Annotated in this window: 16 protein-coding genes and 1 tRNA gene; 11 read left to right on the forward strand and 6 right to left on the reverse strand. The window is 67.4% G+C overall.

Annotated elements, in window-relative coordinates; genetic code table 11:
• Positions 1-3 precede the first annotated feature (3 nt).
• Both ispG and NC595_RS13345 read left to right on the forward strand, forming a co-directional pair.
• Complete coding sequence (ispG, locus tag NC595_RS13340) at positions 4-1,263, forward strand: flavodoxin-dependent (E)-4-hydroxy-3-methylbut-2-enyl-diphosphate synthase (RefSeq protein ID WP_253567207.1); 1,260 nt, start codon at positions 4-6, stop codon at positions 1,261-1,263.
• 7 nt (positions 1,264-1,270) lie between these two features.
• Entirely contained in the window at positions 1,271-1,942 is a 672-nt protein-coding gene (locus NC595_RS13345; protein ID WP_253567208.1) for a class I SAM-dependent methyltransferase, read from the forward strand.
• On the opposite strand, the gene aat is transcribed toward NC595_RS13345, so the two are convergent.
• The 4 genes from aat to trxB form a co-directional block, all read right to left on the reverse strand.
• Positions 1,920-2,669: a leucyl/phenylalanyl-tRNA--protein transferase gene (gene aat / locus NC595_RS13350; RefSeq protein ID WP_253567209.1), complete on the reverse strand. Its 750-nt coding sequence runs from the start codon at positions 2,667-2,669 to the stop codon at positions 1,920-1,922. The genes NC595_RS13345 and aat overlap by 23 nt on opposite strands.
• Positions 2,666-3,838 carry a GNAT family N-acetyltransferase gene (locus NC595_RS13355; protein ID WP_253567211.1) on the reverse strand — a complete coding sequence of 391 codons (1,173 nt, stop codon included), beginning with the start codon at positions 3,836-3,838 and terminating at the stop codon, positions 2,666-2,668. The genes aat and NC595_RS13355 overlap by 4 nt, the downstream gene beginning before the upstream one ends.
• Positions 3,835-5,115: a DUF2254 domain-containing protein gene (locus NC595_RS13360; protein WP_253567213.1), complete on the reverse strand. Its 1,281-nt coding sequence runs from the start codon at positions 5,113-5,115 to the stop codon at positions 3,835-3,837. Before NC595_RS13360 ends, NC595_RS13355 begins: the two co-directional genes overlap by 4 nt.
• Before the next feature lie 83 nt (positions 5,116-5,198).
• Positions 5,199-6,164 carry a thioredoxin-disulfide reductase gene (gene trxB / locus NC595_RS13365; protein ID WP_253567214.1) on the reverse strand — a complete coding sequence of 322 codons (966 nt, stop codon included), beginning with the start codon at positions 6,162-6,164 and terminating at the stop codon, positions 5,199-5,201.
• A 216-nt stretch (positions 6,165-6,380) separates the two neighbouring features.
• Between trxB and ald the strand changes: the two genes are divergently transcribed.
• The 4 genes from ald to NC595_RS13390 all read left to right on the forward strand — a co-directional run bounded on the left by ald (position 6,381) and on the right by NC595_RS13390 (position 11,524).
• Entirely contained in the window at positions 6,381-7,436 is a 1,056-nt protein-coding gene (gene ald / locus NC595_RS13370) for an alanine dehydrogenase (RefSeq protein WP_253567215.1), read from the forward strand.
• 189 nt (positions 7,437-7,625) lie between these two features.
• Positions 7,626-9,956 (forward strand): DNA translocase FtsK, encoded by a 2,331-nt coding sequence (locus tag NC595_RS13380; protein ID WP_343214909.1) that lies wholly within the window; start codon positions 7,626-7,628, stop codon positions 9,954-9,956.
• Between the two features lie 205 nt (positions 9,957-10,161).
• Positions 10,162-10,824, forward strand: coding sequence for an outer membrane lipoprotein periplasmic chaperone LolA (lolA, locus tag NC595_RS13385; RefSeq protein WP_253567216.1), 663 nt, complete (start codon positions 10,162-10,164; stop codon positions 10,822-10,824).
• A 10-nt stretch (positions 10,825-10,834) separates the two neighbouring features.
• Positions 10,835-11,524 carry a YoaK family protein gene (locus tag NC595_RS13390; protein WP_253567218.1) on the forward strand — a complete coding sequence of 230 codons (690 nt, stop codon included), beginning with the start codon at positions 10,835-10,837 and terminating at the stop codon, positions 11,522-11,524.
• A 472-nt stretch (positions 11,525-11,996) separates the two neighbouring features.
• Here the strand turns inward: NC595_RS13390 and NC595_RS13395 are convergent, their stop codons facing one another.
• Positions 11,997-15,041, reverse strand: coding sequence for a ligand-binding sensor domain-containing diguanylate cyclase (locus tag NC595_RS13395; RefSeq protein ID WP_253567220.1), 3,045 nt, complete (start codon positions 15,039-15,041; stop codon positions 11,997-11,999).
• Positions 15,042-15,252: 211 nt separating this feature from the next.
• Here NC595_RS13395 and NC595_RS13400 point away from each other — a divergent pair, with 211 nt between their 5' ends.
• Positions 15,253-16,593, forward strand: a complete 1,341-nt coding sequence (locus tag NC595_RS13400) for a replication-associated recombination protein A (RefSeq protein ID WP_253567222.1) — start codon at positions 15,253-15,255, stop codon at positions 16,591-16,593.
• 1 nt (position 16,594) lies between these two features.
• On the opposite strand, the gene NC595_RS13405 is transcribed toward NC595_RS13400, so the two are convergent.
• A complete protein-coding gene (locus NC595_RS13405) occupies positions 16,595-17,332 on the reverse strand; it encodes a DUF3047 domain-containing protein (protein WP_253567224.1) in 738 nt (245 codons plus the stop codon).
• A 157-nt stretch (positions 17,333-17,489) separates the two neighbouring features.
• On the opposite strand from NC595_RS13405, the gene serS reads away from it, so the two are divergent.
• The 4 genes from serS to NC595_RS13425 all read left to right on the forward strand — a co-directional run bounded on the left by serS (position 17,490) and on the right by NC595_RS13425 (position 25,163).
• Positions 17,490-18,770: a serine--tRNA ligase gene (serS, locus tag NC595_RS13410; protein WP_253567226.1), complete on the forward strand. Its 1,281-nt coding sequence runs from the start codon at positions 17,490-17,492 to the stop codon at positions 18,768-18,770.
• Positions 18,767-19,144, forward strand: a complete 378-nt coding sequence (locus tag NC595_RS13415; protein ID WP_253567228.1) for an LrgA — start codon at positions 18,767-18,769, stop codon at positions 19,142-19,144. Before serS ends, NC595_RS13415 begins: the two co-directional genes overlap by 4 nt.
• A 111-nt stretch (positions 19,145-19,255) precedes the next feature.
• A tRNA-Ser gene (locus tag NC595_RS13420) sits at positions 19,256-19,345 on the forward strand.
• 184 nt (positions 19,346-19,529) lie between these two features.
• Entirely contained in the window at positions 19,530-25,163 is a 5,634-nt protein-coding gene (locus NC595_RS13425) for a DUF3320 domain-containing protein (RefSeq protein ID WP_253567230.1), read from the forward strand.
• The last annotated feature ends 87 nt before the right edge of the window (positions 25,164-25,250 follow it).

Below are 25,250 nucleotides of genomic sequence, written 5' to 3' on the forward strand. Positions count from 1 at the left end.
CCCATGAGCGAATCTTTCCAGCCCGCCCCGCGTCCCGCCGAAGCCGAACCGCGCCGTCCCAGCGTCGGCGTGCAGATCGGCAAGGTCACCGTCGGTGGCGGCGCGCCGATCGTCGTGCAGTCGATGACCAACACCGACACCGAGGATGCCGCCAGCACCGCCAAGCAGATCGCCGAGCTGGCCCGCGCCGGCTCCGAACTGGTGCGCATCACGGTCAACACGCCGGCCGCCGCCGCGGCGGTGCCGCGCATCGTCGAGCGGCTGCAGATGATGGGCGTGGAGGTGCCGATCATCGGCGACTTCCACTACAACGGCCACCAGCTGCTGGAGGCCGAACCGGCCTGCGCCGAGGCGCTGGCGAAGTACCGCATCAACCCGGGCAACGTCGGCTTCGGCAAGAAGAAGGACGCGCAGTTCGGCGCGATCATCGAGAAGGCCATCGAGTACGGCAAGCCGGTGCGCATCGGCGCCAACTGGGGCTCGCTGGACCAGGCCATGGTGGCCATGCTGATGGACGAGAACGCGCAGCGCGCGCAGCCGTGGGACGCCGCCCACGTGGCGCGCGAGGCGCTGATCCGCTCGGCGCTGGACTCGGCCGCGCTGGCCGAGAAGATCGGCCTGCCGCGCGAGCGCATCATCCTGTCGGCCAAGGTCTCCGGCGTGCAGGAACTGATCGCCGTGTACCGCGACCTCGCTGCGCGCGGCAACTACGCGCTGCACCTGGGGCTGACCGAAGCGGGCATGGGTTCGAAGGGCATCACCGCCTCGGCCGCGGCGCTCGCCGTGCTGCTGCAGGAAGGCATCGGTGACACCATCCGCATCTCGCTCACGCCGGAGCCCGGCGGCGCGCGCACCGGCGAGGTGATCGTGGCGCAGGAACTGCTGCAGACCATGGGGCTGCGTGCGTTCACGCCGCTGGTCACCGCCTGCCCGGGCTGCGGCCGCACCACCAGCGAGTTCTTCCAGGAGCTGGCCAAGACCGTGCAGGCGCATGTGCGCGAGCAGATGCCGCTGTGGCGCGTGAAATACGACGGCGTGGAGAACCTCACCCTGGCGGTGATGGGCTGCGTGGTGAACGGGCCGGGCGAATCCAAGCACGCCAACCTCGGTATCTCGCTGCCCGGCAACGGCGAGGCACCGGCCGCGCCGGTGTTCATCGACGGCGAAAAGGCGACGACCCTGCGCGGCGACAACATCGCCCGCGAGTTCATCGGCATCCTCGACGACTACGTCGAAACCCACTACGCCAGCCGCGAGGCCTGAGCGGACGATGGACGCGGAGGAGGCCATCCTGCGCGTCTGGCACGACAGCGCCGCGCCGTGGTCGCGGGCGGTCCGAGAAGGTCGCATCGCCAGCCGGCGTAGGGTCACCGATGCGGCCGTGATGGCCGCGGTGCATGCCCGCGCGCCCCGCAGCGTGATCGACCTGGGCTGTGGCGAAGGCTGGCTGAGTCGCGCGCTGGCCGGGCAGGGGATCGACGTGCTCGGCGTCGATGCCGTGCCGGCGCTGGTCGACGCCGCAAGCGCGGCCGGAGCCGGGCGCTACCGCGTGATGGACTATGCCGCCGTCGCGGCCGGCGGACTGGGTGAGCGGGCCGACCTGGTGGTCTGCAATTTCTCGCTGCTGGGCGACGCTTCGGTAGACGCGCTGCTGGGCGGCATGCCGGCCCTGCTGGAGCCAGGCGGTGCGCTGGTGATCCAGACCCTGCACCCGTGGAGCGCCAGCGGCGAGGCGCCGTACCGCGACGGCTGGCGCGAGGGCTCGTGGGCCGGCTGCGGCGAGGGCTTCGGCGAGGCGGCGCCGTGGTACTTCCGCACCCTGGCCGGCTGGCAGCGAAGCTTTCGCCGGGCGGGCCTGGCGCTCTGCGACGTGGCCGAACCGCCGGATCCGGAAACCGGACGACCGGCCTCGATCCTGTTCACCCTGCAAGTGCCGGGCTGAGCCGCGCCAGCTCGGTCGCCGTCAACGGACTGACTTCGCGCCACGCCGCAGGATCCATCCGCTGCAGCACGAGCTGGTGCAGCGCTGCGATGAACTCCACCCGCGGCATTTCCTCCGCCCCCAGGCCGAGCAGGTGCGGGTTGCTGACCTGGGCATCGAGCAGGGGACAACCCCATGCGTGCAGCAGTCGCGCCAGCGCCAGCAGCGCGACCTTCGAGCCGCCGCTCTGGCGGCTGAACATCGATTCGCCGCTGAACAGGCGTCCCGAGGCCACGCCGTAGATGCCGCCGACCAGACGGTCGCCGTCCCACACCTCCACGCTGTGCGCGTCGCCGCGCGCGTGCAGGGTCGCGTAGGCTTGGATCATCTCATCGCTGATCCAGGTGCCGGGTTGTCCGTTGCGTGGGGCGGCGCAGCACTGCATCACGCCGGCGAAATCCCGGTCGACGGTGACATGCCAGCCGCAGCGCAGCAGCAGGCGGCGCAACGACCGGTTCGGCTGGCGCAGGCGCTCGGTGCGGAACACGCAGCGCGGGTCGGGCGACCACCACAGGATCGGTTCGCCCTCGTTGAACCAGGGAAAGACACCCTGTGCATAGGCCGCCCGCAGGCGCTCCGGCGAGAGGTCGCCACCAAACGCGAGCAGGCCCGGCGGATCGGCCAGCGCCTGCGACGGGTCGGGGAAGCGTTGCGGTGGCCAATGGTCGAGCAGCGGCAGGCGGATCATGCGCCGGGCTCCGGGGCGCGATCGCGGGCGTAGGGGCTGTGTGCGCGCAGTTCCTCCGCGTAGGCCCGCACCGAGGCAGCCTCGTGCACCAGCGCGTCGTGCACCGCGCGACGGAACTGCGGATGCGCCAGGTAGTGGCGGGAGTGGGTGAAGGTCGGCAGGAAGCCGCGCGCCAGCTTGTGCTCACCCTGGGCACCGGGTTCGAAGCAGGTCAGGCCCCGCGCGATCGCGTGTTCGATGCCCTGGTAGTAGCAGAGCTCGAAATGCAGGCCCGGCACGTCCACCGCGCTGCCCCAGTAGCGACCGTAGAGCGTGCTCTGGCTCTGGATCAGCAAGGCCATGGCGACGATCCGCTCCCCGTCATATGCCAGTGCGAGTTGCACCGCGTCGCCGAGAGTCTGGCCCAGCGCAAGGAAGAAGGCGCGGGTGAGCGCGGCATGGTTGCCCTTGGCGTCGAACGTGGCCTCGTAAAGCGCGTGGACGCGCCGCCAGTCGTCCGGCGATAGGCCGGCGCCGCCGCGGCGCTCGATGCGCAGGCCGCTGCGCGCCACCTGGGCACGCTCCTGGCGGATGTTCTTGCGCTTCTTGTGGTTGAGCGAGGCGAGGAAGGCATCGAAGTCGACGTAGCCGTGGTTGTGCCAGTGGAACTGCACGTCGGTGCGCGCCAGCCATGCGTCGTCGAAGGCGGGCAGGTCCTCTTCCGCAAGGAAGTTCGCGTGCAGCGATGACAGCCCCAGCCGGTCGACCTCGCCGCGCATCGCGGTGACCAGCGCCCGGCGCAGCGCCGGCGACCGTGCATCGCGTCTGGCCAGCAGGCGCGCACCGGAGACCGGCGAGTAGGGCACGGCGTTGAGCAGCTTCGGGTAGTACTCGCCGCCGGCACGTTCCCACGCGCTGGCCCAGCTCCAGTCGAAAACGAACTCCCCGTGCGAGTTGCCTTTCAGATACAGCGGCGCCACGGCGACCAGCCGATCGCCGTCGTAGAGCCCCAGATGATGCGGCGCCCAGCCCCAGTCCTCGCGGATGCAGCCGGTGCGCTCCAGGGCGTGCAGGAAGGCATGCGAGAGGAAGGGACTGCCGTCCGGTCGCAGTGCGTCCCAGTCCGCGGCCGGAATCTCGTCGATCCGTGCGTGGAATCGCGGTTGCAGTGCAGTGGCCGGTTCGCTCATGTCAGGTTTCGCCAGGCGGCGATTTCGTGCAGCCGGTCCCGGTCTTCTGCCAGCACGAGTCTCGCGTCGGCGAGCTGCAGCGCGCGCGCGGCCTGGGCACGCGCGGCATCGCGCAGGGACGGGTTGCCCAGTGCGGCCAGCGTTGCCAGCGACTTGTGCAGACGGATGGCGACTTCCAGCATGCCGGCGCTGTCGCGCGCCAGCGGCGTGAAGACGTCTTCGAGAAGCTCGCGTGGATCGAGCGCGCGCAGCCTCACCCGCGGATGGCGTGGGGTGGGCCGCGGCCGATGGCCGTCCCCGGCGGCGTGGCGCGCCGCTGCCGCCCAGTCGCACAGCAGGCGGGTCACGGTGCCGAGTACGTCGATCGCGGTGCCCGGATCGTTCACCGCCGGCGAGAGCGCCCGCTGCGCGACCTCGGTCAGCACCACCAGGCCAAAGCGCGGATCCTGTTCGAAGTCGCGCTGGTCGGTGATCACGAAGGCATCGAGAAACTGCTCATGCACGCCGGGTTCCGGTCGCGGAGACAGGCGCGCGAGCGGCGCTTCGGGCGTGGCGAAGTGGCCGGCCACGGCCTCCACCCACACCGTCAATCCATGCTCCTCGGCCAGCGATTGCAGCGTCGCCAGGTCGACGTGGGCGACGTAACCCACCTGTCCGCCATGCAGCACGAAGGCGTCCGCGGGAGGCGGTTCCCAGTCGGCGGCGGACAAGTGGGGTGCTGCGGCGCGCTTGAGCAGCGCGTGCCGCGCGGCACGCTCGACGCGGTCGATGGTCTCGGCTACCCGTCCCAGCTTCGAGAGCTGCTCGATCCAGCGCAGCAGGGTCACCACGATGACCACGATCATCACGATCGTCACGCCGAACAGCACCACCCGGCCGCTGTCGCCGTAGATGCCGGTGCTGAGCGCGATCAGGCCGACCACGCTGAACAGGAATACGCCGATGAAGGTGGCCAGCGCACGCTGGGCGATGGAGTCCTCCACCAGCAGGATCGCGGCGCGCGGCGTGGCGCTGCTGCCGGCGGTGCTGTAGGCAGCCACCATGGTGGACAGCGAGAAGGTGGTCACCGCCAGCATGCTCGAGGCGAGGATGCCGAGGATGTTGCCCACCGCGGAGGCGCCGATGCGTGCCGCCATGCCCTCCGGCAACCACGGGCGCAGGACGGTGCCGAGCAGGGCGGTAGTGACGCCGACCAGCGCGTAGAGCGCGGCACGGAACCAGAGCCGGCGGGTCATCCGCAGCAGCACCAGTCGCAGGCGGGCGCTCAGGGCCGGCATGGGCATTCCTCGAAAAGGCGGATCAGGCGGCGACCACGATACCGGCCTGGCGTCGACCGGTCGTCATCGCCGCCATCGATGCATCAACCGGCAACCGCCTGCTGTTCGAGCCAGCGTTCGGCGTCCAGCGCGGCCATGCAGCCGAAGCCCGCCGAGGTGATCGCCTGGCGGTAGACGTGGTCGGCCACGTCGCCGGCGGCGAACACGCCCGGCACCGAGGTCATCGTGGCCATGCCGTTCTGGCCGCTGTGGGTCTTGATGTAGCCGTCGTGCATGTCCAGCTGGCCCTGGAAGATGCCGGTGTTCGGCGTGTGGCCGATCGCCACGAAGAAGCCGGTGGCTTCGATGTCGCGCGTGGCCTCGCCGTCGACCGCCTTCACCCGCACGCCGGTGACGCCGGAGTCGTCGCCCAGCACTTCGTCGATGGTGTGGTTCCACACCAGCTCGATCTTGCCGGCCTCGGCCTTGGCGAACAGCTTGTCCTGCATGATCTTCTCGGCGCGCAGCGTGTCGCGACGGTGCACCAGGTAGACCTTGCGGGCGATGTTGGAGAGATACAGCGCCTCTTCCACGGCCGTGTTGCCTCCGCCGACCACCACCACGTCCTGCTCGCGGAAGAAGAAGCCGTCGCAGGTGGCGCAGGCGGACACGCCCTTGCCCTTGAACTTCTCTTCCGAGGCGATGCCCAGGTACTTGGCGGTGGCGCCGGTAGCGATGACCAGCGCGTCGGCGGTGTACTCGCCCGAGTCGCCCTTGAGGGTGAACGGGCGCTTGGACAGATCCACCTGGTGAATGTGGTCGAACACCATCTCGGTGTGGAAGCGCTCGGCGTGCTCGGCCATGCGCTGCATCAGCATGGGGCCCTGCAGGCCTTCCACGTCGCCGGGCCAGTTGTCCACCTCGGTGGTGGTCATCAGCTGGCCGCCCTGCTGCAGGCCGGTGATCAGGGTCGGCTTGAGGTTGGCGCGGGCGGCGTACACGGCGGCGGTGTAGCCGGCGGGGCCGGAGCCGAGGATCAGCAGGCGGCTGTGCTTGGGCGTTGCGGACATGTGATAATCCTTGGGTTTGCTGAACAGCTTTGATCGCTTTCGGCTCGCTCGCCAGCGGTGCGTTGAGCACCGATGGTCAGGGCGGGGAAGGCGCTCCGAAGTCCGCAAGGATGGGGAACCCCTCGGCCCGATTCAAGCGTTCCGCATGTCCGCTTTCCCAACCCACGCCGGCACCGCTTGGCGCCGACGCCACGAACTCCACAGGACTGCTCCCCCATGCGTATCGGTATTCCTTCCGAAACCAAGACCCTCGAAGGTCGCGTTGCCCTGGTTCCCGCCGCTGCCGCCGATCTGGTGCGCCGCGGCCACGAGGTATTCATCCAGGCGGGCGCCGGCGAGAAGAGCGGCTTCGCCGATGAGGCCTACACCCGCGAGGGCGTCACCGTGGTGCCCGATGCGGCCGCGGTCTATGAGAAGGGCGAGTTGATCGTCAAGGTGAAAGAGCCGATCGCCGGCGACCTGGCCCTGCTGAAGAAGCATCATCTGCTGTTCTGCTACCTGCACCTGGCCGCCGAGCCGGAACTCACCAAGAGCCTGCTGGACATCGGCCTGACCGGCGTGGCGTTCGAGTCGGTGGAAGAGAACGGCGGCCTGCCGCTGCTGCTGCCGATGTCGGTGATCGCCGGTCGCATCGCTACCCAGATCGGCACCACGCTGCTGCATCGTCCGCAGGGCGGCAAGGGCAAGCTGCTGGGCGGCATGGCTACGACCTCGCGCGGCAAGGTGGTGGTGCTCGGCGGCGGTGCCGCGGGCAAGGCCGCCGCCTCGCTGGCCGCAGCCGCCGGCGCCCGCGTGGTGGTGTTCGACAAGCGCCAGGATCGCCTGGCCGAGATGATGGACCTGGGCGCCAACGTCACCGCGCTGTACGCCTACGAGTCGTCGGTGGCCGAGGAAGTGCGCGATGCCGACCTGGTGGTCGGCGCGGTGCTGATCCCCAGCGCCAAGGCGCCGCGTGTGGTCACCGAGGACATGGTCAAGACCATGGAGAAGGGCTCGGTGCTGGTCGACATCTCGATCGACCAGGGCGGCTGCTTCGAGACCTCGCGCCCGACCACCTGGAAGGAGCCGACCTACGACGTGCACGGCGTGACGCACTTCTGCGTCACCAACATGCCCGGCGCCGTGCCGCAGACCTCGTCGCTGGCGATTTCCGCGGCGATCCTGCCGTACGTGCAGCGCCTGGCCGGCGGCAACGAGTGGCGCGACTTCGCTCCGCTGAAGGCCGGCATCAACGTCGACGGCGGCAAGCTGGTGCACCCAGCCCTGCAGTAAGCCTGCCGACAGCGCCCGCACGCGGGCGCTGCCTCCCAGCTTGATGCCCCCCCTGTAGGAGCCCGCCCGAGAGCGGGCTCCTACGTTTGGTTCGTGTGTTCTGCGGCGCAGTCGCGCCCTCGCACGCTCCTCCAGACGCGGCTGGCTGTGTAGACTTGGGCGGAGTCATTCCCAAGGAAGCACGACCCGGTGGCGCGTAGCGCGAACGTCAAGAAAGCCAAGAATCCCCCGCCGGCCCTCAGCGACGAGCTCAAGCGTCGCCTGCGTGAGGCCGGCGCCCTGTTGCTGCTGCCGTTGGCGCTGTACCTGCTGGTCTGCCTGTTCAGTTACAACGAGCAGGACCCGAGCTGGGGGCATGTCGGCACGCTCGATCACGCGCGCAATTTCGGCGGCGCCATTGGCGCCAACATCGCCAATCTGCTGCGCTACATCTTCGGCCTGGTCTCGTACGCGTTTCCGTTGCTGCTGCTGATTCTCGGCGTGCAGGTGCTGCGCCACCGCGGCGAGCGCAACGTGCATCCGTGGGAGCCGTCGCTGCGGCTGATCGGCTTCGTGTTCTTCTTCATCACCCTGCCGGCGCTGTTCGCGATCAACACCAGCCGGCCGGATACGGTGACGCCGCAGGGCGTGGGCGGGATTACCGGTCAGTGGCTGGGCAACGCGCTGCTCGGGGCGCTCGGTTCCACCGGTGCGCCGCTGCTGCTGCTGGCGCTGTTCCTGGTCGCGGTGACCTTGGCGACGGGACTGTCCTGGTTTCGCCTGATGGACTGGACCGGCCAGGCCACCTTGCGCGTGGCCGGATGGCTGGGCGGCAAGATGCGCAAGGCGCCGGAGGTGATGGCCGCGCGCCAGGCCCGGGTCGAGCGCGAGGCAGTGAAGAAGACCGAGGCGGTCAAGCAGGCCAAACGCGAACCGGTGCGCATCGAGGCACCGCCGACCCCGGTGGCCAAGAGCGACCGCGCCCGCCAGGAAACCCAGATCCCGCTGTTCGTCGGTGCCGCCCAGCCGGGCGAGTTGCCGCCGCTGTCGCTGCTCGACGAGGCGCCGCCGCAGGGGCCGGGCTATTCGGAAGAGACGCTCGAGGTGCTCTCGCGCCAGGTCGAGCTCAAGCTCAAGGATTTCCGCATCGAGGCCAAGGTGGTCGGCGTGTACCCCGGCCCGGTGATCACCCGCTTCGAGCTGGAGCCGGCCGCCGGCGTGCGCGGCTCGCAGGTATCCAGCCTGGACAAGGACATCGCGCGCGGCCTGTCGGTGGTCAGCGTGCGCGTGGTCGACGTGATCCCCGGCAAGAACGTGATCGGCCTGGAGATCCCCAACGCCAAGAAGCAGACCGTCTACCTGTCCGAGATCCTGCGTTCAGACAAGTACGACGCGATGAAGTCGCCGCTCACGCTGGCGCTGGGCAAGGACATCGGCGGTCGCCCGACCGTGGCGGATCTCGCCAAGATGCCGCACCTGCTGGTGGCCGGTACCACCGGCTCGGGCAAGTCGGTGGCGGTCAACGCGATGGTGCTGAGCCTGCTGTACAAGGCCAGCCCGAAAGACGTACGGATGATCATGATCGACCCGAAGATGCTGGAGCTCAGCGTCTACGAGGGCATCCCGCACCTGCTGGCGCCGGTGGTCACCGACATGAAGGAGGCCGCCAACGCGCTGCGCTGGTGCGTGGCCGAGATGGAGCGCCGCTACAAGCTGATGGCCGCGGTCGGCGTGCGCAACCTGGCCGGCTTCAACAAGAAGGTGACCGAGGCCGACAAGGCCGGTCAGCCGCTGCTGGACCCGTTGTTCCGCCCGAACCCGGAGATGCCCAACCTGGCGGCCGAACCGCTGGAGCCGCTGCCGTACATCGTCGTGATCATCGACGAGTTCGCCGACATGATGATGATCGTCGGCAAGAAGGTGGAGGAGCTGATCGCCCGTCTGGCGCAGAAGGCCCGCGCCGCCGGCGTGCACCTGGTGCTGGCCACGCAGCGTCCGTCGGTGGACGTGATCACCGGCCTGATCAAGGCCAACATCCCGACCCGCATCGCGTTCCAGGTGTCGAGCAAGATCGACTCGCGCACGATTCTCGATCAGTCTGGGGCGGAAGCGCTGCTCGGCCACGGCGACATGCTCTACCTGCCGCCCGGCACGGCGGCGCCGGAACGCGTGCACGGCGCCTTCGTCGACGACCACGAGGTGCACCAGGTGGTGGCGTGGCTGAAGTCGCAGGGCGAGCCGCAATACATCGAGGGCGTGCTGGAAGAGGTGCAGGCGACCGCCGACGGCAAGTTCATCAACGAGTCCGGCCTGCCGCAGGACGGGGAGGAGGGCGGCGACGCCGACACCCAGCTGTACGACAAGGCGGTGGCCATCGTCACGCAGACCCGGCGCGCGTCCATCTCCGGCGTGCAGCGCCATCTGCGCATCGGCTATAACCGCGCCGCTCGGCTGATCGAGCAGATGGAAGCCGATGGCGTGGTCAGCGCGCCCCAGCACAACGGCAACCGCGAGGTGCTGGCGCCGCCGCCACCGAAGTAGCGCGCCCCCCCTGGTAGGAGCCCGCTCGCGGGCGATGCTTTTGCCCTTCGCTCAGGTTGTAGGAGCCCGCTTGCGGGCGATGCTCTGGCCTTTTGTTTCATTGGCAGATCAGGAGCAGGAGCATCGCCCGCGAGCGGGCTCCTACAATCGCGATTAAGCTCCCGCTCCGCACACTTTCACGTACCGCCCCCACGCCCAGGTTCCCATGAAGCGTTTCGTCTCCCACTCCTTCGCCATCCTGGCCCTGTCGCTGGCCGGCTTCGCCCACGCGGCGACCGACACGGCGCGCGCCCGGCTCGACGCCTTCGCGCACGACCTGCACTCGCTCACCGGCCGCTTCAGCCAGACCCTGACCGATCCCAATGGCCACGATGGCAAGACCAGCTCCGGCACGCTGGCGCTGGAGGCGCCGCGGCAGTTCCGCTGGGACACGCTGGCGCCCTACAAGCAGACCATCGTCGCCGACGGCAGCCGCGTGTGGATGTACGACCCCGAGCTGGAGCAGGTGACCGTGCGCACCCAGAGCAGCGCCGAATCGCACAGCCCGTTGACCGTGCTCACCGACGTCAAGCGGATGGACAAGGAGTTCACCGTCACCGAGGAAGGCGCGCATGACGGACTGCTGTGGCTGCGCCTCACCTCGAAGGCGAAGGACCCTCAGTTCGACCATGCGGAGCTGGGCTTCGGCGAAGATGGCCTGGACGAGATGGTGTTCCGCGACCAGCTCGGCGCCACCACGCTGATCCGGTTTTCCGACTGGAAGCGCAATGCGCCCATCCCGGACAGCACGTTCAACTTCACCCCGCCGCCGGGCGCCGATGTGATCGGTGATGCACCGGTGCTGACCACCCAGCCGATCAAGGATTGAAGCGACCCCCATGTTGCGACAGCTGCCGCGTTGGGCCTGGATCGGCGGCGGACTGCTGGCGCTGGCGGCCGGCTGCATCAATTCGGTCGGCTACCTGTGCTTCCGCCATCAGCCGATCACCCACCTCACCGGCACCAGCACCGAACTCGGCCTCGCGGTGGCCCGGCTGGACCTGGCCGAGATCGCGCACTGGGGGCTGGCGATCCTGTCGTTCCTGGGCGGTGCCATGGCCAGCGGTTTCATCGTGCAGCAGCGCACGCTGCAGTTGGGCCGGCGCTATGGCGTGGTGCTGATGATGGAGTCGGTGCTGCTGTTCGCGGCGATGCCGCTGATCGCTGGCCACCACGACCTCGGCATCTACCTGGCATCCACCGCCTGCGGACTGCAGAACGCCATGGTCAGTACCTACAGCGGCGCCACGTTCCGCACCACGCATGTCTCGGGCATCTTCACCGACCTGGGGATCTATCTCGGCCAGCGTCTGCGCGGGCTCGAAGTGGACATGCTGCGCATCCACGTGTGCGTGCTGGTGGCCAGCCATTTCATCATCGGCGCGATCCTCGGGACCCTCGGTTTTGCGCGGATGGGCGAGCGTGTATTGCTGATACCGGCGACGCTCACCGGCGTGGTCGGCCTCAGCTACGCGGTCTATCGCCACTACGCCATGGCGCGCAGCAACGCCAACGGCTCGACCGACTGACACTGGAGTCAGAGAGCATCTTGCGGCCTACCTGGAAGGTTGTACAGCATGCCGCCAGGCGGAGCAGAGGGGTCATTGACACCAGGTACCAGCGCTATGGTGACGGTGCGGCCAAGGATTGCTTTCGTTGGGCGCAGCACCTTTACGCGCCGGGCCTCCAAGTACTCGACCTTGACCAGCGACGTATTCGCCCAGTGAACGTTTACGCCATACGCTTGATCGCTTCGAGTGGCTCCATAGAGTTGGACCAAGGAGCTCGCGACTGTGCAACTCGCACCGTGAGGAGCGAGGCATACGTCGTACGTGAAGGACGTTGTGGCGCCACCATTTGATTCGACCACAACGGCGTCAACGGCACCGTCCGGTGATGTTGAGCGCGCGACCTGATCGTGCGAGGAGCAGCCCGCGAGGCAGCCGACCAGAAGTGTTAAAAGCAAACGACCGCCCATTCCCACCTGGTGCTCCCTAACGGTCAGTCCCCGGCCAGCACCACGCAGTTGCGACCCCGACGTTTCGCTTCGTAGAGCGCTGCATCGGCGCGTGAAAGCCATTGCTCCATGCTCTCGTGCCGATGGATGGCCGCCACGCCGATGCTGGTGGTGACCCGGATGCTGCGCCCCTCGTGATGGACCTCCGCGCGGGCCAGCGCTTCGCGGATACGGCCGGTCACCCGCATCGCCTCGGTCGCCGTGCAGTCGGGCAGGCAGATCACCAGTTCCTCGCCACCGTAGCGTCCGACCAGGTCGCCCGGGCGGCACTGGTTGACGATGATGTCGGTCATCGCGCGGATCACCGCATCGCCGGCGAGGTGGCCGTAGCCGTCGTTGATCTCCTTGAAGCGGTCCAGGTCCAGCACCGCGAGGCAGGCCTGCCCTTCGGCGGAGAGGGCGCGCACGCCCTCGGCGAGCGCGAGGAAGCGGCGGCGGTTGTAGACCCCGGTGAGCTCGTCGGTGCCTGCCAGCTTGTCCAGTCGCGCGTTGGCATCCTGCAGGTCGCGGGTGCGCTCGTCGATCTGTCGCTGCAGCCGTTTGGCCTGCCGCCGCAGATAGATCGTGCGCAGGTGGACCAGGGCGAATACCGCGGCGATGCCGGCCAGGATGACCAGGGTGCGCAGCCAGACCGTTTCGTACCAGCGCGGCTGCACCGCGACCCGCAGGTCGGACTCGACCGTGGTCGGAAACATGCCTCGCGTCGTCGCGCGCAGCCGCAGCGAGTACTCGCCGTGCGGCAGGTTGGTGTAGACGGCGTTGGGGGACGAGCCGACCGGTATGTCGGTCCATCCGTCGTCGAAACCTTCCATGCGATAGCTGTAGTGCGTTTCCAGCGCAGCACGGTAATCGAGCACGGCGAAGCTCAGCTGCAGTCCGCGATGGCCATTGTCGATGGTCAGGGTGTCGCCGGATCGGGGCAGGGCTCCGGGCGGCAGCTCCCGCCCACCGACCCGAGCGGAGGTGACCGACGGAGGGGGAATCTCTGCCGGCTTTTCCTCATTGGCGTGCCTGCGCACCAGGGTGAGGCCTCCCTGGCCACCGAACAGCAACGATCCGTCGGGAGCCCGCGCCGTGGCGAGGTAGATGTAGCTGGGAATGTGCAGCCCGTCGCGAGCGCCGAGGTTGCGGACCTCACCGGTCGCGACATCGATCATGGCGATGCCGTTGGAAAGGCTGGTCCAGAGATGGCCGCGGTCGTCCGGCAGCACGGCGTTGACCTTGTCGCTGGACAGTCCCGAGGCGGTATCGAAGATGCGGAACCGGGGTTGCGGATCGAGCCGGCCTCCCGGCAGCTCGGCCACGCCGCCGAAGGTGGCCAGCCACAGGTTGCCGCTGGCGTCCTTGGCGATCGAACCGACGTAGTCGTGCGGCAGGCCGTCCGGCTGGCCGGGCTGCTGGCGGATGTTGCGGAAGCCACGGTCGTCGCCAGCGCGGTCCGCCACGCTGATGCCTGCCGTGGTGGCGTACCAGATCTTGCCGTCCACCTGGGCGATGTAGCGCACCGTGTCGCTGGCCAGCGAGGTCGGGTCGGCCGGGTTGTGGCGGAAGTGGTCGAGCTGCCCCGTAGCCGGGTTGAACCGGTAGACGCCGTCGTAGGTCCCCATCAGCAGGACCCCGTCCACGTTGGTCATGCTCAGCACCGGATGCGTGGTCAACGGTGGCAGCACATCGTTGGTGACGCGCAGGGTGTCCGGGTCGATCCTGGCCAGGCCCAGCGTGCCGACCCAGATGGTGCCGTCCGGGGTCTCGGTGAATGCCAGCACGTCGCGGTGGCTCTGCGCGCCGCCCATGACCAGGTGCTGCAGGCTGCCCTGCTTCAGATCGATCAGGTCGATGTGGCCGTTGCCCAGTCCCAGCCAGATCCGCCCGCGGCTGTCGACCAGGATGCCCTGCACGTTGCTCTCGGACAGACCGAACCGGGCCAGCGGCGAGGGCAGCAGCGAACACACCATCTGCGCCTGGGTGTTGGTGTGGGCTGCGCCGAGATCGGTGGCGACCCACATGTTGCCCGCCCTGTCGAAGAGCAGGTCGCGGATCGAGTCTCCCTGCAGCGAGGAGGCCACCGCCGGGTCGTGGGACACCCGGCGTGCCGCCGGCTGTCCGGCCCGGTAGATCAGCACACCTTCGCCGTCGGTGCCGATCCACTCCTCGTCCGCTGCCGATTGCGCGAAGTGGCGCACCGTGGGGAAGTTGCGCCGATTCGGCGACGGGCTGAAGCCCGGCACCGCGTGCCAGCTGCCGTCACTGTTCCGGTACACCGCGCCAGCCTGGCCGCTGCCTACCCAGAGGCGACCGTCCCGGTCCTGGTGCAGTGCCCATACCTGGTTGTGCAGCACGGCGGAGATGGCGGGATCGGCGGCATCCACCCGCACAAAGGACGACGCGCCGGCGCGTCGCACGAACAGGCCACGGTCGTTGCCCAGCCACAGGTCGCCCTGGTCGTCCTGCAGCACGCTGAAGTTGCGCGGTGCCGGTACGGTGCCGATCGGCACCACGGTGATCCTGCCCGATGCCACGTCGAGATGGTCGATGCCGCGATCGGTGGCAATCCACACGCCACCGCGCCCATCGCTGGCCAGGTCGTAGATCTTCGGGTCGGAGACGCCGCCGGGGCCGGTCGGGTAGTTCTGGAAATGGCCGGTCGCAGCCTGGAACCGTGCCAATCCACCGGCGTTGGTACCCACCAGCATGTCGCCGCCGGGGAGGGCCAGCAGGGTGCGCACATAGGCGTCGCGCAGGGTACCCGGCGCGCGGCCACCATCGAACACCTGCATGCGGAAGCCGTCGTAGCGGACGAGGCCGCCCATCGTGCCGATCCACACCAGGCCGCGGGTGTCCTGGGCCAGTGCGGTGGTGACCGAGTGGGGCAGGCCGTCGCTGGTGCCGACGCGCTCGAACCAGGGGGTGAGGAAGGGCGCCCACGGATCGGGTGCCTGGGCGCGCAGCGGCGAAGTCGCTCCGGCCCACAGCAACACCAGCAACAGCCATGACCACCCGTACCGGGCATGCCCCCATCGCGTACTCATGCTGCCGTCATGCCTCCCGTCCCGAAGGACGCGGCGACCAGGGTACGAACCGGACGGGCGAGGAGGGGCGTGACGATCCGGGCATGGGATCCGGTCCGGGTGAAGGGAGCTCGGGGACGAATGATACCGGGTGGCCCGGCCCCGTGCCGGGTGTCTGAGGTTTCATGCGTCGGCGCCCGGGTGGGGCGGGGCCTTGCCTTATGATCGGGGAATGTCACGCTCCTCCCTCACCCCCGACGGCAGCCTGTTTGTCGAGCCCGAAGCGCTCAAGCCGCTGGCCGAGCGCATGCGCCCGCGTACGTTGGACGAAGTGGTGGGCCAGCAGCGGCTGGTCGGGCCGGGCAAGCCGCTGCGGCGGGCGCTGGAGGCCGGGCGGGTGCATTCGATGGTGCTGTGGGGGCCGCCGGGCTGCGGCAAGACCACCCTGGCCCTGCTGGTGGCGCGCTACGCCGAGGCCGATTTCCGCGCCATCTCGGCGGTGATGTCCGGCCTGCCCGAGGTGCGCAAGGCCCTGGCCGAGGCGGAGGCCAACTTCGCCCAGGGCCGCCGCACCGTGCTGTTCGTCGACGAGGTGCACCGCTTCAACAAGGCCCAGCAGGACGCCTTCCTGCCGCATATCGAGCGTGGGGTGATCGTGTTCATCGGCGCCACCACCGAAAACCCCTCGTTCGAGCTGAACTCGGCGCTGCTTTCGCGCTGCCGCGTGCACGTGCTGGAGGCGTTGTCGCCGGAAGACATTGTGCAGGCCCTGCAGCGCGCGCTGGAGGACACCGAACGCGGGCTGGGCGGGCAGGGGCTCAGTGTGCCTAACGAGGCGCTGCGGCTGATCGCCGAAGCCGCCGACGGCGACGTGCGCCGCGCGCTCACCCTGCTGGAGATCGCCGCCGAGCTGGCCGACGAGGGCCGCATCGACCAGACCACGCTGGAACAGGTGCTGGCCGACCGCACCCGCCGGTTCGACAAGGGCGGCGAGCAGTTCTACGACCAGATCTCGGCGCTGCACAAGTCCGTGCGCTCGTCCGATCCGGACGCCGCGGTCTACTGGCTGTGCCGCATGCTCGACGGCGGCTGCGATCCGCTGTACCTGGCCCGGCGCCTCACCCGCATGGCGGTGGAGGACATCGGCCTGGCCGAGCCGCGCGCCTGGCGCATGGCGCTGGACGCCTGGGACACCTACGAGCGGCTGGGCAGCCCGGAGGGCGAGCTGGGCCTGGCGCAGCTGGCGATCTGGCTGGCCATCGCCCCGAAGAGCAACGCCGCCTACACCGCCTACAACCAGGCCCGCGCCGTGGTCGCGCAGACCGGCACGCTGGAGGTGCCGATGCACCTGCGCAACGCACCGACCAAGCTGATGAAGGGCCTGGGCTACGGCAAGGGCTACCAGTACGACCACGACGCCGAAGGAGGCATCGCGCTCGACCAGCAACTGCTGCCCGACGCCCTGGTCGGCACTGAGTTCTACCAGCCGGTGGACCGCGGGCTGGAGATCAAACTGCGCGAGAAGCTCGCCGCGCTGCGCCAGGCGCGGCGCAAGGCGCGCGGCGAGGGCTAGGTCAACGCGACGCGGTGCCTGCGGCCGGCGTGAACCGGATATCCCCGAACCAGGCGTTGGCCTGCGAGCGGGTGTTGTCGGTATCCGAGGCGATGGCGATGCCGGTGATCGGCGGCGGGTCGCGGCCGAAGGCCTTGCGGTAGTCGGCGGCCAGGTCGCGGGTCTCGGCGACCCACTGGCCAGCCTTGGCGTTGCCGCTCTCGATCACGAAGGTGTGCACCGGCGCGTAGAACGGGTTGGGGGCGACGGTGCCGATGGCGTGGTGGTTGTCCCACACGTAGCAGATCGCCACCGCGGGCAGGTTTTCGCCGGTGAGGTGGCGGGCGATCGACAGCGTCATCCGCTGGCCGAAGCTGAGCTGGCTGGTCGGCACGTCGAAGAACACGTAGACCCGCGCGGCGAAGTCGTCGCCCGAACGCTTGGCGAGATTCCCCTTGGCCACGGTGTGGTCGATCTTCCAGCGCCAGGCCAGGGTGGCGTCGGGCGCGGCGCGGAAGCGGTCGACGATGGCGCCGGCGCTGCGGTCGGCATTGATGTGCACCACGCTGCGGCCATCGAGGGTTTCCACCGTCACCGCGGCCGGCGGCTTGTGCCGGGACATGGTGTAGCGCTGCCAGCCGGCGGGCAGGGCGGTGCCGGTCGGTGCACGGGAGAAATCCAGCGAGGTGGTATCGGCCAGCGCGGGCAGGGCAAGGGCGATCAGCAGGGCCGCGAGAACGGGCCGGGAGCGTCGGTGCATCGGGGAGTCCAGGGTGGTGGCGGGTGCCTGCCGGGGGCCAAACGGCCGCGGCAGTCTGGCGAACCGGATGTGCAGCGCGTGTTACATCGCATGACGTTTGCGCGCCCATGCGGGCGACCGCGATAATTCCACGCCTTGTCCGCCCGAAGGAACCACCATGCTGGACCCCGCCCTGCTGCGCACGCGCCTGGCCGAAACCGCTGCCCGTCTCCAGGAGACCCGCGGTTACGCGCTGGACGTGTCCGCCGTCGAGGCGCTCGAGAACGAGCGCAAGCGCCTGGCCACCGAGACGCAGGAGCTGCAGAACCTGCGCAACACGCGCTCCAAGGCGATCGGCCAGGCCAAGGCCAAGGGCGAGGACGTGGCGCCGCTGATGGCCGAGGTCGCCGGCATCGGCGACAAGCTCAAGGCCAACGAAGCGGCCCTGGCCGAGGTGCAGGCGAAGCTCGCCGACATCGCGCTGGGCATTCCGAACATCCCCGATGCCTCCGTGCCGCTGGGCAAGGACGAGCACGACAACCAGGAAATCCTGCGCTGGGGCACGCCGCGCAGCTTCGATTTCGCCATCAAGGACCACGTCGACCTCGGCGCCCGCCACGGCTGGCTGGATGCCGACGCCGGCGCCAAGCTCTCCGGCGCGCGCTTCACCGTGCTGCGCGGCCAGTTGGCGCACCTGCACCGTGCGCTCGCCCAGTTCATGCTCGACCTGCAGACCGGCGAGCACGGCTACCTCGAGTGCAACGTGCCGCTGATCGTAAACGCCGACACCATGCAGGGCACCGGCCAGCTGCCGAAGTTCGAGGAGGACCTGTTCGCCACGAACGTCGCCGAGACCAAACGCTACCTGATCCCCACCGCCGAGGTCGCGCTGACCAACCTGGTGCGCGATTCCATCGTCGAGGCGGCGGAACTGCCGATGCGCCTCACCGCGCACTCCATGTGCTTCCGCGCCGAAGCCGGCAGCTACGGTCGCGACACCCGCGGCATGATCCGCCAGCACCAGTTCGAGAAGGTGGAGATGGTGCAGCTGGCCACGCCGGAGCAGGCGTTCGACCAGCTCGAGGAAATGGTCGGCCACGCCGAGGCCGTGCTGCAGAAGCTGGGCCTGCCGTACCGCAAGGTGCTGCTGTGCACCGGCGACATGGGCTTCTCCGCGGTGAAAACCTACGACCTGGAAGTGTGGCTGCCCAGCCAGGCCACCTACCGCGAGATTTCCAGCTGCTCCAACTGCGGCGACTTCCAGTCCCGCCGCATGCAGGCACGCTGGCGCAACCCGGCCACCGGCAAGCCCGAGCTCCTGCACACCCTCAACGGCTCCGGCCTGGCGGTGGGCCGCACCCTGGTGGCGGTGATGGAGAACTACCAGAACGCCGACGGCTCGATCACCGTGCCCGACGCGCTGCGCCCGTACCTGCGCGGCCTGGACACGCTGGCGTGAACACCCCGGCACGCCGCTCCTGGGACAAGGTGGAGCTGTTCACCACCTTCAGCCTGCTGATCGTGCTGGCCACCGTGCTGGTGACCCGGCTCAGCTTCGCCGACGTGTGGAAGCTGCCGCCGGTGGACCTGGTGCTGACCTGGATGGCGCTGGCGTTCACCGCGCTGGCGTTGTGGCTGGGGCGCACGCGCCGCTGGCTGCGCATCGGTACGGTCGCCTTCGGCGCCGCCACCCAGCTGGTGCCGATGGTGGTGCGCCAGCCGGTGCTGATCCTGCCGCTGCTCGGCGCCATCATCCCGGTGATCATCCTGGCCGTATCGCTGGCCTTGCTCTCGCGCAAGCACCCCGAGTCCCGAGTCGCGCCACGATCCTGATACCATGCGCGGCGGTTGCTGCACTTGTGGCCGCAACCTGGGGTCGGCCTCAGCGCTGATGCCGACAAAAGCTTGAAGCGGATGGTGCAATGCCATCCGGACAATCCAAACGGAGAGATGGCCGAGCGGTTTAAGGCACCGGTCTTGAAAACCGGCGAAGGGTCAAACCTTCCGTGGGTTCGAATCCCACTCTCTCCGCCAACTTCTGTTATCCATTTGTTTTGAACTTTGCGATGTCATGTTCGCTTGGCTCGTGCGTATGGTGCTTGCGCACGTATGGCCATGCATGACGCGACGCCGGATGCTGCCGCCTACAGATCAGATGGTTATATTCTGAGCGCTGGATCACGCCTCGGAGCTTCCGGGGTGGAAGGGAGGGGGACTTATGGAAGCGGAACAGGGAGCGGCCACCACCGCTTTTGGGGACGACCGGGCGATCTTTCAGAGCAATCTGCCGCTCGCCGAGAAATTGGAGCGCGCCCGCGTCGAGCTCCTGGATCTTTCAGCCCGTAACCGGCTGCTCAACATGCCTCGGGGTGCCCGTGGCGGTCGTTCGATCGAGATCGTTGACGAAAAGACCGAAGAGATCTTCCGCTTACTGGTTCGCGAGGGGAAAACTTTCACCTTCGTGGCCGGGCGTGCCGCCGAAGCCAAAGAGCTGGCGCCTCCCTCGAGTGCGGTCGAGGAAGGGGCTGCCGACTACGCGATCAGTGACAAGGCAGAAAATGCATCGCCAGCGGTTGAGCCTGATGAAATCGAAGATCTCGCTCAGCCCGACGACGACAGCACGGACGAGCGCGGCGTATTGCGCCGGCATGCCGATACCAAGCTTCAGACGCGACTGACCAGCAAGGGCCTTCAGAAGCGCCTCCTGGAGCTCTATCTCGATGCGAATACCCTGGAGGAAGAGCAGGGTGTCAACGTGCTCTTTCTGGCGCTGGGCGCGCTCAAATGGGTCGATCCCAACAATGCCGAGAACGTCCGTTATGCCCCGCTGCTTCTCATTCCGGTCCAACTCGACCGAGGCAACGCTGGCGAACGGTTCAACCTGAAAGCTCGGCAGGACGACTTTGCTTCCAACCTCTCACTGGAAGCCTACTTGGATCGGGTTCACGCGTTGCGCATGCCCGCATTCGAGGCCACAGATACGTTTGAACCACTCGATTACATCGAACAGGTCCGTAAGAGTGTCGAGGTCAAGACGGATTGGGAAGTGCTGCCCGACCACATGACAGTGGGCTTCTTCTCGTTCGCCAAATTTCTGATGTATCGGGATCTGGACCCGGCAGTGTGGCCCAAGGGCGCCACTATCAGCGAACACCACTTGATCCGCTCATTGCTCGCCGATGGGTTCGCTGGCAGCGATGACTTGGTGGACGAAGACGCCAATATTGATCCGCTGATCCCACCTGCCGAAATGCTCCACATCCTGGACTGCGACAGCTCCCAAGCGCTGGCCATCCACGAGGTGCGGCGTGGGAAGAACTTGGTCATTCAAGGCCCACCGGGCACAGGCAAGAGCCAGACCATCGCCAACATCATCGCGGCCGCCGTCAAAGACGGCAAAAGCGTGTTGTTCGTGGCCGAAAAGATGGCCGCCCTGGACGTGGTCAAGCGTCGCCTCGACGATCGCGGGGTGGGCGATGCCTGTTTGGAACTCCATAGCAACAAAACCAGCAAGCGGGCGGTGCTCGAAGAATTGCGGCGTACCTGGGAGCTGGGCGCGCCTAAGGCACCCAGCCATGGCAGCTTGTTCGACCGACTTACCGAAGCCCGGGACAAGCTCAATGCCCACGTGCAGCGGCTTCATGAGCCGGATCCGGCTTCAGGACTGACCCCGTTTCAGGTGATGGGCCAGCTCGTCCGGCTCAGGGAGCAGGGCGAGCGCCCCAACGACATCCAACTGATGGCGCCCGAACAGTGGGGGCGGGACGGCTTTGTCGCTCGCTTGGACTTGCTGAGTGACTTGGCGAGCCGTGTCGCGGAGATCGGCAAGCCCGCAGATCATGCGTGGGTCGGAGTGGGCCTTGACGCGATTTCTCCGATGGATGCGGACCGCTTGGTCGGGCGCGTGCAAAAGCTCTCTGAACAGTTGGCCACAGCCCGGCAGCAGTTCAATACGGCCGCCACCTTGCTGGAACTGGATGTACCCTTGCGGCTCTCGGATGTGCCGCCGATGGTGGAGTTGCTTCAGCGCCTCGCCCCTGCGCCGACACTTTCCGAAGCCGCCATGGGCAGCGAGGTCTGGCAGAACCCATGGCCCATCACCGAATTGTTGAACCTTGGCGAGCGTTACACCGCGGAGCACGTGACCCTTCTGGGGAGAGTGACTGAGACGGCTTGGGACGCCAGCCTGGAAGAGACGTTGCTCGCGTTGAGCGAGCTGCCTGAGGCTTTCAGCGCAGAGCAATTCAAGCGCCTGGCACGCCTTCCGGACGAACTTCCGCGCTTGATGGGAGAGGCGGCGGCGCTGGCTCGCCTATTGGGAAGAGAGCCGGGTGGCTCCCTCGGGGATTTTCAGACCTTGGCTCGCATCGGTGAGCGGGTTGCGGCGGCTCCGCCGGCCAGCCCCGAAACCTTTGCCTCGGATCTGTGGGACGGCGGCGTCGAGCGAGCCGGTGAATTGGCGCAGGCCGTGGCCGATTACGAGGGCGCCAAGGCCAGCATCGGATCCCAGCTCATCGATATGGCCTGGTCCCTGGATCTTGCCTCGGCCCGGTCCGTCTTGGCTGCACGTGGAACCAGCATGTTCCGCTTCTTCAGCGGAGAGTGGCGGGCGGCTAATCGGTTGGTCGGTTCAGTCCTGGCAACTCCGAACCAACCTTTGCCGATGACCTTGGGCCTTCTCGACACCTTAGCGAAGGGGCAGAACGCCAAGAAGGTGATTGAGGGAGAGGACACCTTCGGACGTAGCGCCTTTGGAGACGACTGGCGTGGTGCGCGGTCGCATTCGGCGCCTCTCCTGGCGCTGGTGGAGTGGATGCGGTCCCTGAAAGGCTTGGGCGCCGAGCCTCGCCTTATCGCCTCACGGAGCCCGGAAAAAACGGAAGTGGCTGCCCGCGCCAAACAGCTGTCGGGCGCATGCTTCCAGATCGAGCGGGATTTGCGGGCGGCTTGGGACGATCTGGGGCGTGCCCGGGGATCGTCTTTCGGTGAGGTCGCTTCGGTCGAGCGTGCGGATCTGGACGTCCTGGTGCAGGTTGCTTCGCGCTACACCGCAGCTCACACGGCAGCGGCTAACTGGGTGACCAGCGGGGCACAAGAAGCTGGAGCCATCCACGCAGTATTAGAAGAGTTGCAGGCAGGCCAACGGGATCGGCAGACCCTCCGCGATCAGGTTGCTCTAGGACAGGCGGCATTCGATGACGCGTGGAAAGCGGAGCAATCCGATTGGGACCACCTCAAGACGGCTTCATCCTGGCTGGAGCAGAACCAGGATATCCGCGCCTTGGCGGGGCGGGTCCGTGAGCGAGAAGCGCTATTGCCGCGCGCCAAGGTCCTTGCTGCCTCCCAAGCCCACATCCAGGCCAGCTTCAAAGCCTTGGCCGATGACCTCCAACTGGATGTTGAAGTCTCGATAGGCGGCACCCTCTCCGACGCACTGTTGGAAACCATGGCCTGGCGACTTCAGCGTTGGAGCCAAGAGCATGAGCAGCTCTTCCGCTGGGTGAACTATCGCGACCGCTCAGCCAAGGCCACTTCCATGGGGTGCGGTGAACTGGTCACTCGCTTGGGGGACGGCCGGCTGAGCCCGGACACGGTGACGTCCGCATTTGAAATGGCGTATTTCGAGGCAACCTACGCCCGGATGGCGCGAGCGCAACCCGCCTTGGCTCGTTTCGATGGTTCCACCCACGGGCGCCTGGTCCAGGAGTTCGCGGATCTCGATCGCCAGCGCATTGCCGCAGCGAGCGTACAGGTGGTCAAGGCACACTACGAAAGCGTTCCGCCGCGGGATGGCAGTGCACTCGGGCCTCTGGGTGTGCTGCGCGGCGAGATCCAGAAACGCAGGGGCCATATGGCAGTGCGTAAGCTCGTCGAGAAGGCTGCCCCTGCACTGCGGGCGCTCAAGCCGGTCTTTATGATGAGCCCTTTGTCCGTGGCGCAGTTCCTGGTGCCGGGTGCCATGGAGTTCGATCTCTTGGTCATGGATGAGGCCAGTCAAATCCAGCCCGTGGATGCGCTCGGGGCAATTGCCCGGGCCAAGCAGGTGGTAGTGGTGGGCGACCCCAAGCAGCTGCCGCCGACCGCGTTCTTCGCCAAGATGACCTCAAGCAGCGAGGATGACGAGGACGAAGAGGGGGCTGCCGTCGCCGATATCGAGAGCATCCTCGGCCTCTTCATGGCCCGGGGCTTGCCCACCCGGATGCTCCGTTGGCATTACCGCAGCCGGCATCAGTCACTGATTGCCGTCAGCAACCGCCAGTTCTACGAGAACAAGCTCTTTATCGTGCCCAGCCCCTACACCGCTCAGGGCGGGCGAGGCTTGCGGTTCCACCACATCCACGACGGTTTGTTCGATACCGGTAACAAGCGCAACAACCTGATCGAGGCCAAGGCGGTCGCTGAGGCGATCATCGCTCATGCCCAGACCTACCCGAAGTTGTCGCTTGGCGTTGCGGCTTTCTCTGCGGCGCAGCGACGGGCCATCATTGATGAGCTCGAAGTGTTGCGTCGGGGCTTGCCCGCGGAGGTTGAAGACTTCTTCAGGGCACACCGATCTGAGCCGTTTTTCGTCAAGAACCTGGAAAACGTCCAGGGTGACGAACGCGACGTCATCTTTATTTCGGTGGGTTACGGCCGCTCCGTTCCCCATGGACGAGTGCCGATGAGGTTCGGTCCGCTGGGCACTGACGGCGGCGAACGGCGCTTGAATGTGTTGATCAGTCGCGCAAAGCAGCGATGCGATGTGTTCGCCTCGATGACCGATGAGGATATTGACCCCACCTACGCGGCGAGCAAGAAGGGCGTCTATGCCTTCCGCCTGTTCCTTCAATACGCGAGGACGGGGCGGCTTCCTATGGCCGAAGTCACGGGGCGGGACCACGACAGCGTGTTTGAGGAGCAAGTGGCCAACGCATTGCGGGCGCGTGGCTACGACATTCAGGCCCAGATCGGCCTTGCCGGCTTTTTCATCGACCTGGCTGTGTTGGACGAGGAGCGTCCGGGCCGGTTCCTCCTGGGAATCGAGTGCGACGGTGCCGCCTACCACAGCTCGCGCTCAGCGCGGGACCGCGATCGTCTGCGGCAAGCCGTGTTGGAGGAGCATGGCTGGACCATCCATCGGATCTGGAGCACCGACTGGTTTCAGCGACCGGGTGAGCAGTTGGATCAGCTGGTCCGCCGTATCGAAACCATCAAGGCGGAGTATGACGAGCACCAGGAAGAGGTGGCCCTGACCGTGCAGTTGGACACGGAAGCGCCCTATGTGGAGCGCGAGTCCGTTGAAGACGACGGGGGCGAGGTGGGGTTCGCCCCCTATCAGGAAGTCACCCTGACGCGACCCCGGCATGTGGTGGTGGACCTTCATGAAGCGCCTCAGGGCATCCTGACCCAACTGGTCGAAGAAGCTGTCCGCGTCGAAGGACCGGTCCACCGGGATCAGGTCATTACGCGGATACGAGAAGCCTGGGGATTAAAGCGTGCCGGTGGGCGAATCGAGGATGCTGTGGAACGCTCCATCGAGATTGCAACCAAGACGCAACGCATCGCGCGACATGGCGACTTCCTGTCCCTTCCTGGCCGTGAGCCAGTGCCGAGGGATCGCTCGGAGGTCACGGCGACTGCGCTTCGGAAAGCGGAAATGCTGCCGCCTACCGAGGTCGAGGTGGCCGTATCCCAGCTGGTTCAACGGAGCTTTGGGGCTACGCGCGATCAGGTGATCCAAGCCGTCTCACGCGGGTTCGGTATTCGCAATACCAGCAGCCAGGTGCGGGGCGCACTGGAAGACGTGATCGAGAAGATGATCGTCCGTCGGCAACTGAAAGAGGTGGCCGGACTGTTGACCGTGGTCGAGTAACCGTAAAACGGAACGGCGCAGTTATGGCGAATTAATTCCCTCCGTCCCCTTTAGCGTTTTATCATGACGGAGGGGCTCAGGTAGACA

The sequence above is a fragment of the Dyella lutea genome (assembly GCF_024158035.1).
In the GTDB taxonomy this organism is placed as follows: Bacteria; Pseudomonadota; Gammaproteobacteria; order Xanthomonadales; family Rhodanobacteraceae; genus Dyella_A; species Dyella_A lutea.

Coding starts and splice junctions, on each gene's coding strand:
- ispG (WP_253567207.1), top strand. CDS start 4: ATGAGCGAATCTTTCCAGCCCGCCCCGCGTCCCGCCGAAGCCGAACCG.
- NC595_RS13345 (WP_253567208.1), top strand. CDS start 1,271: ATGGACGCGGAGGAGGCCATCCTGCGCGTCTGGCACGACAGCGCCGCG.
- aat (WP_253567209.1), bottom strand. CDS start 2,669: ATGATCCGCCTGCCGCTGCTCGACCATTGGCCACCGCAACGCTTCCCC.
- NC595_RS13355 (WP_253567211.1), bottom strand. CDS start 3,838: ATGAGCGAACCGGCCACTGCACTGCAACCGCGATTCCACGCACGGATC.
- NC595_RS13360 (WP_253567213.1), bottom strand. CDS start 5,115: ATGCCGGCCCTGAGCGCCCGCCTGCGACTGGTGCTGCTGCGGATGACC.
- trxB (WP_253567214.1), bottom strand. CDS start 6,164: ATGTCCGCAACGCCCAAGCACAGCCGCCTGCTGATCCTCGGCTCCGGC.
- ald (WP_253567215.1), top strand. CDS start 6,381: ATGCGTATCGGTATTCCTTCCGAAACCAAGACCCTCGAAGGTCGCGTT.
- lolA (WP_253567216.1), top strand. CDS start 10,162: ATGAAGCGTTTCGTCTCCCACTCCTTCGCCATCCTGGCCCTGTCGCTG.
- NC595_RS13390 (WP_253567218.1), top strand. CDS start 10,835: ATGTTGCGACAGCTGCCGCGTTGGGCCTGGATCGGCGGCGGACTGCTG.
- NC595_RS13395 (WP_253567220.1), bottom strand. CDS start 15,041: ATGAGTACGCGATGGGGGCATGCCCGGTACGGGTGGTCATGGCTGTTG.
- NC595_RS13400 (WP_253567222.1), top strand. CDS start 15,253: ATGTCACGCTCCTCCCTCACCCCCGACGGCAGCCTGTTTGTCGAGCCC.
- NC595_RS13405 (WP_253567224.1), bottom strand. CDS start 17,332: ATGCACCGACGCTCCCGGCCCGTTCTCGCGGCCCTGCTGATCGCCCTT.
- serS (WP_253567226.1), top strand. CDS start 17,490: ATGCTGGACCCCGCCCTGCTGCGCACGCGCCTGGCCGAAACCGCTGCC.
- NC595_RS13425 (WP_253567230.1), top strand. CDS start 19,530: ATGGAAGCGGAACAGGGAGCGGCCACCACCGCTTTTGGGGACGACCGG.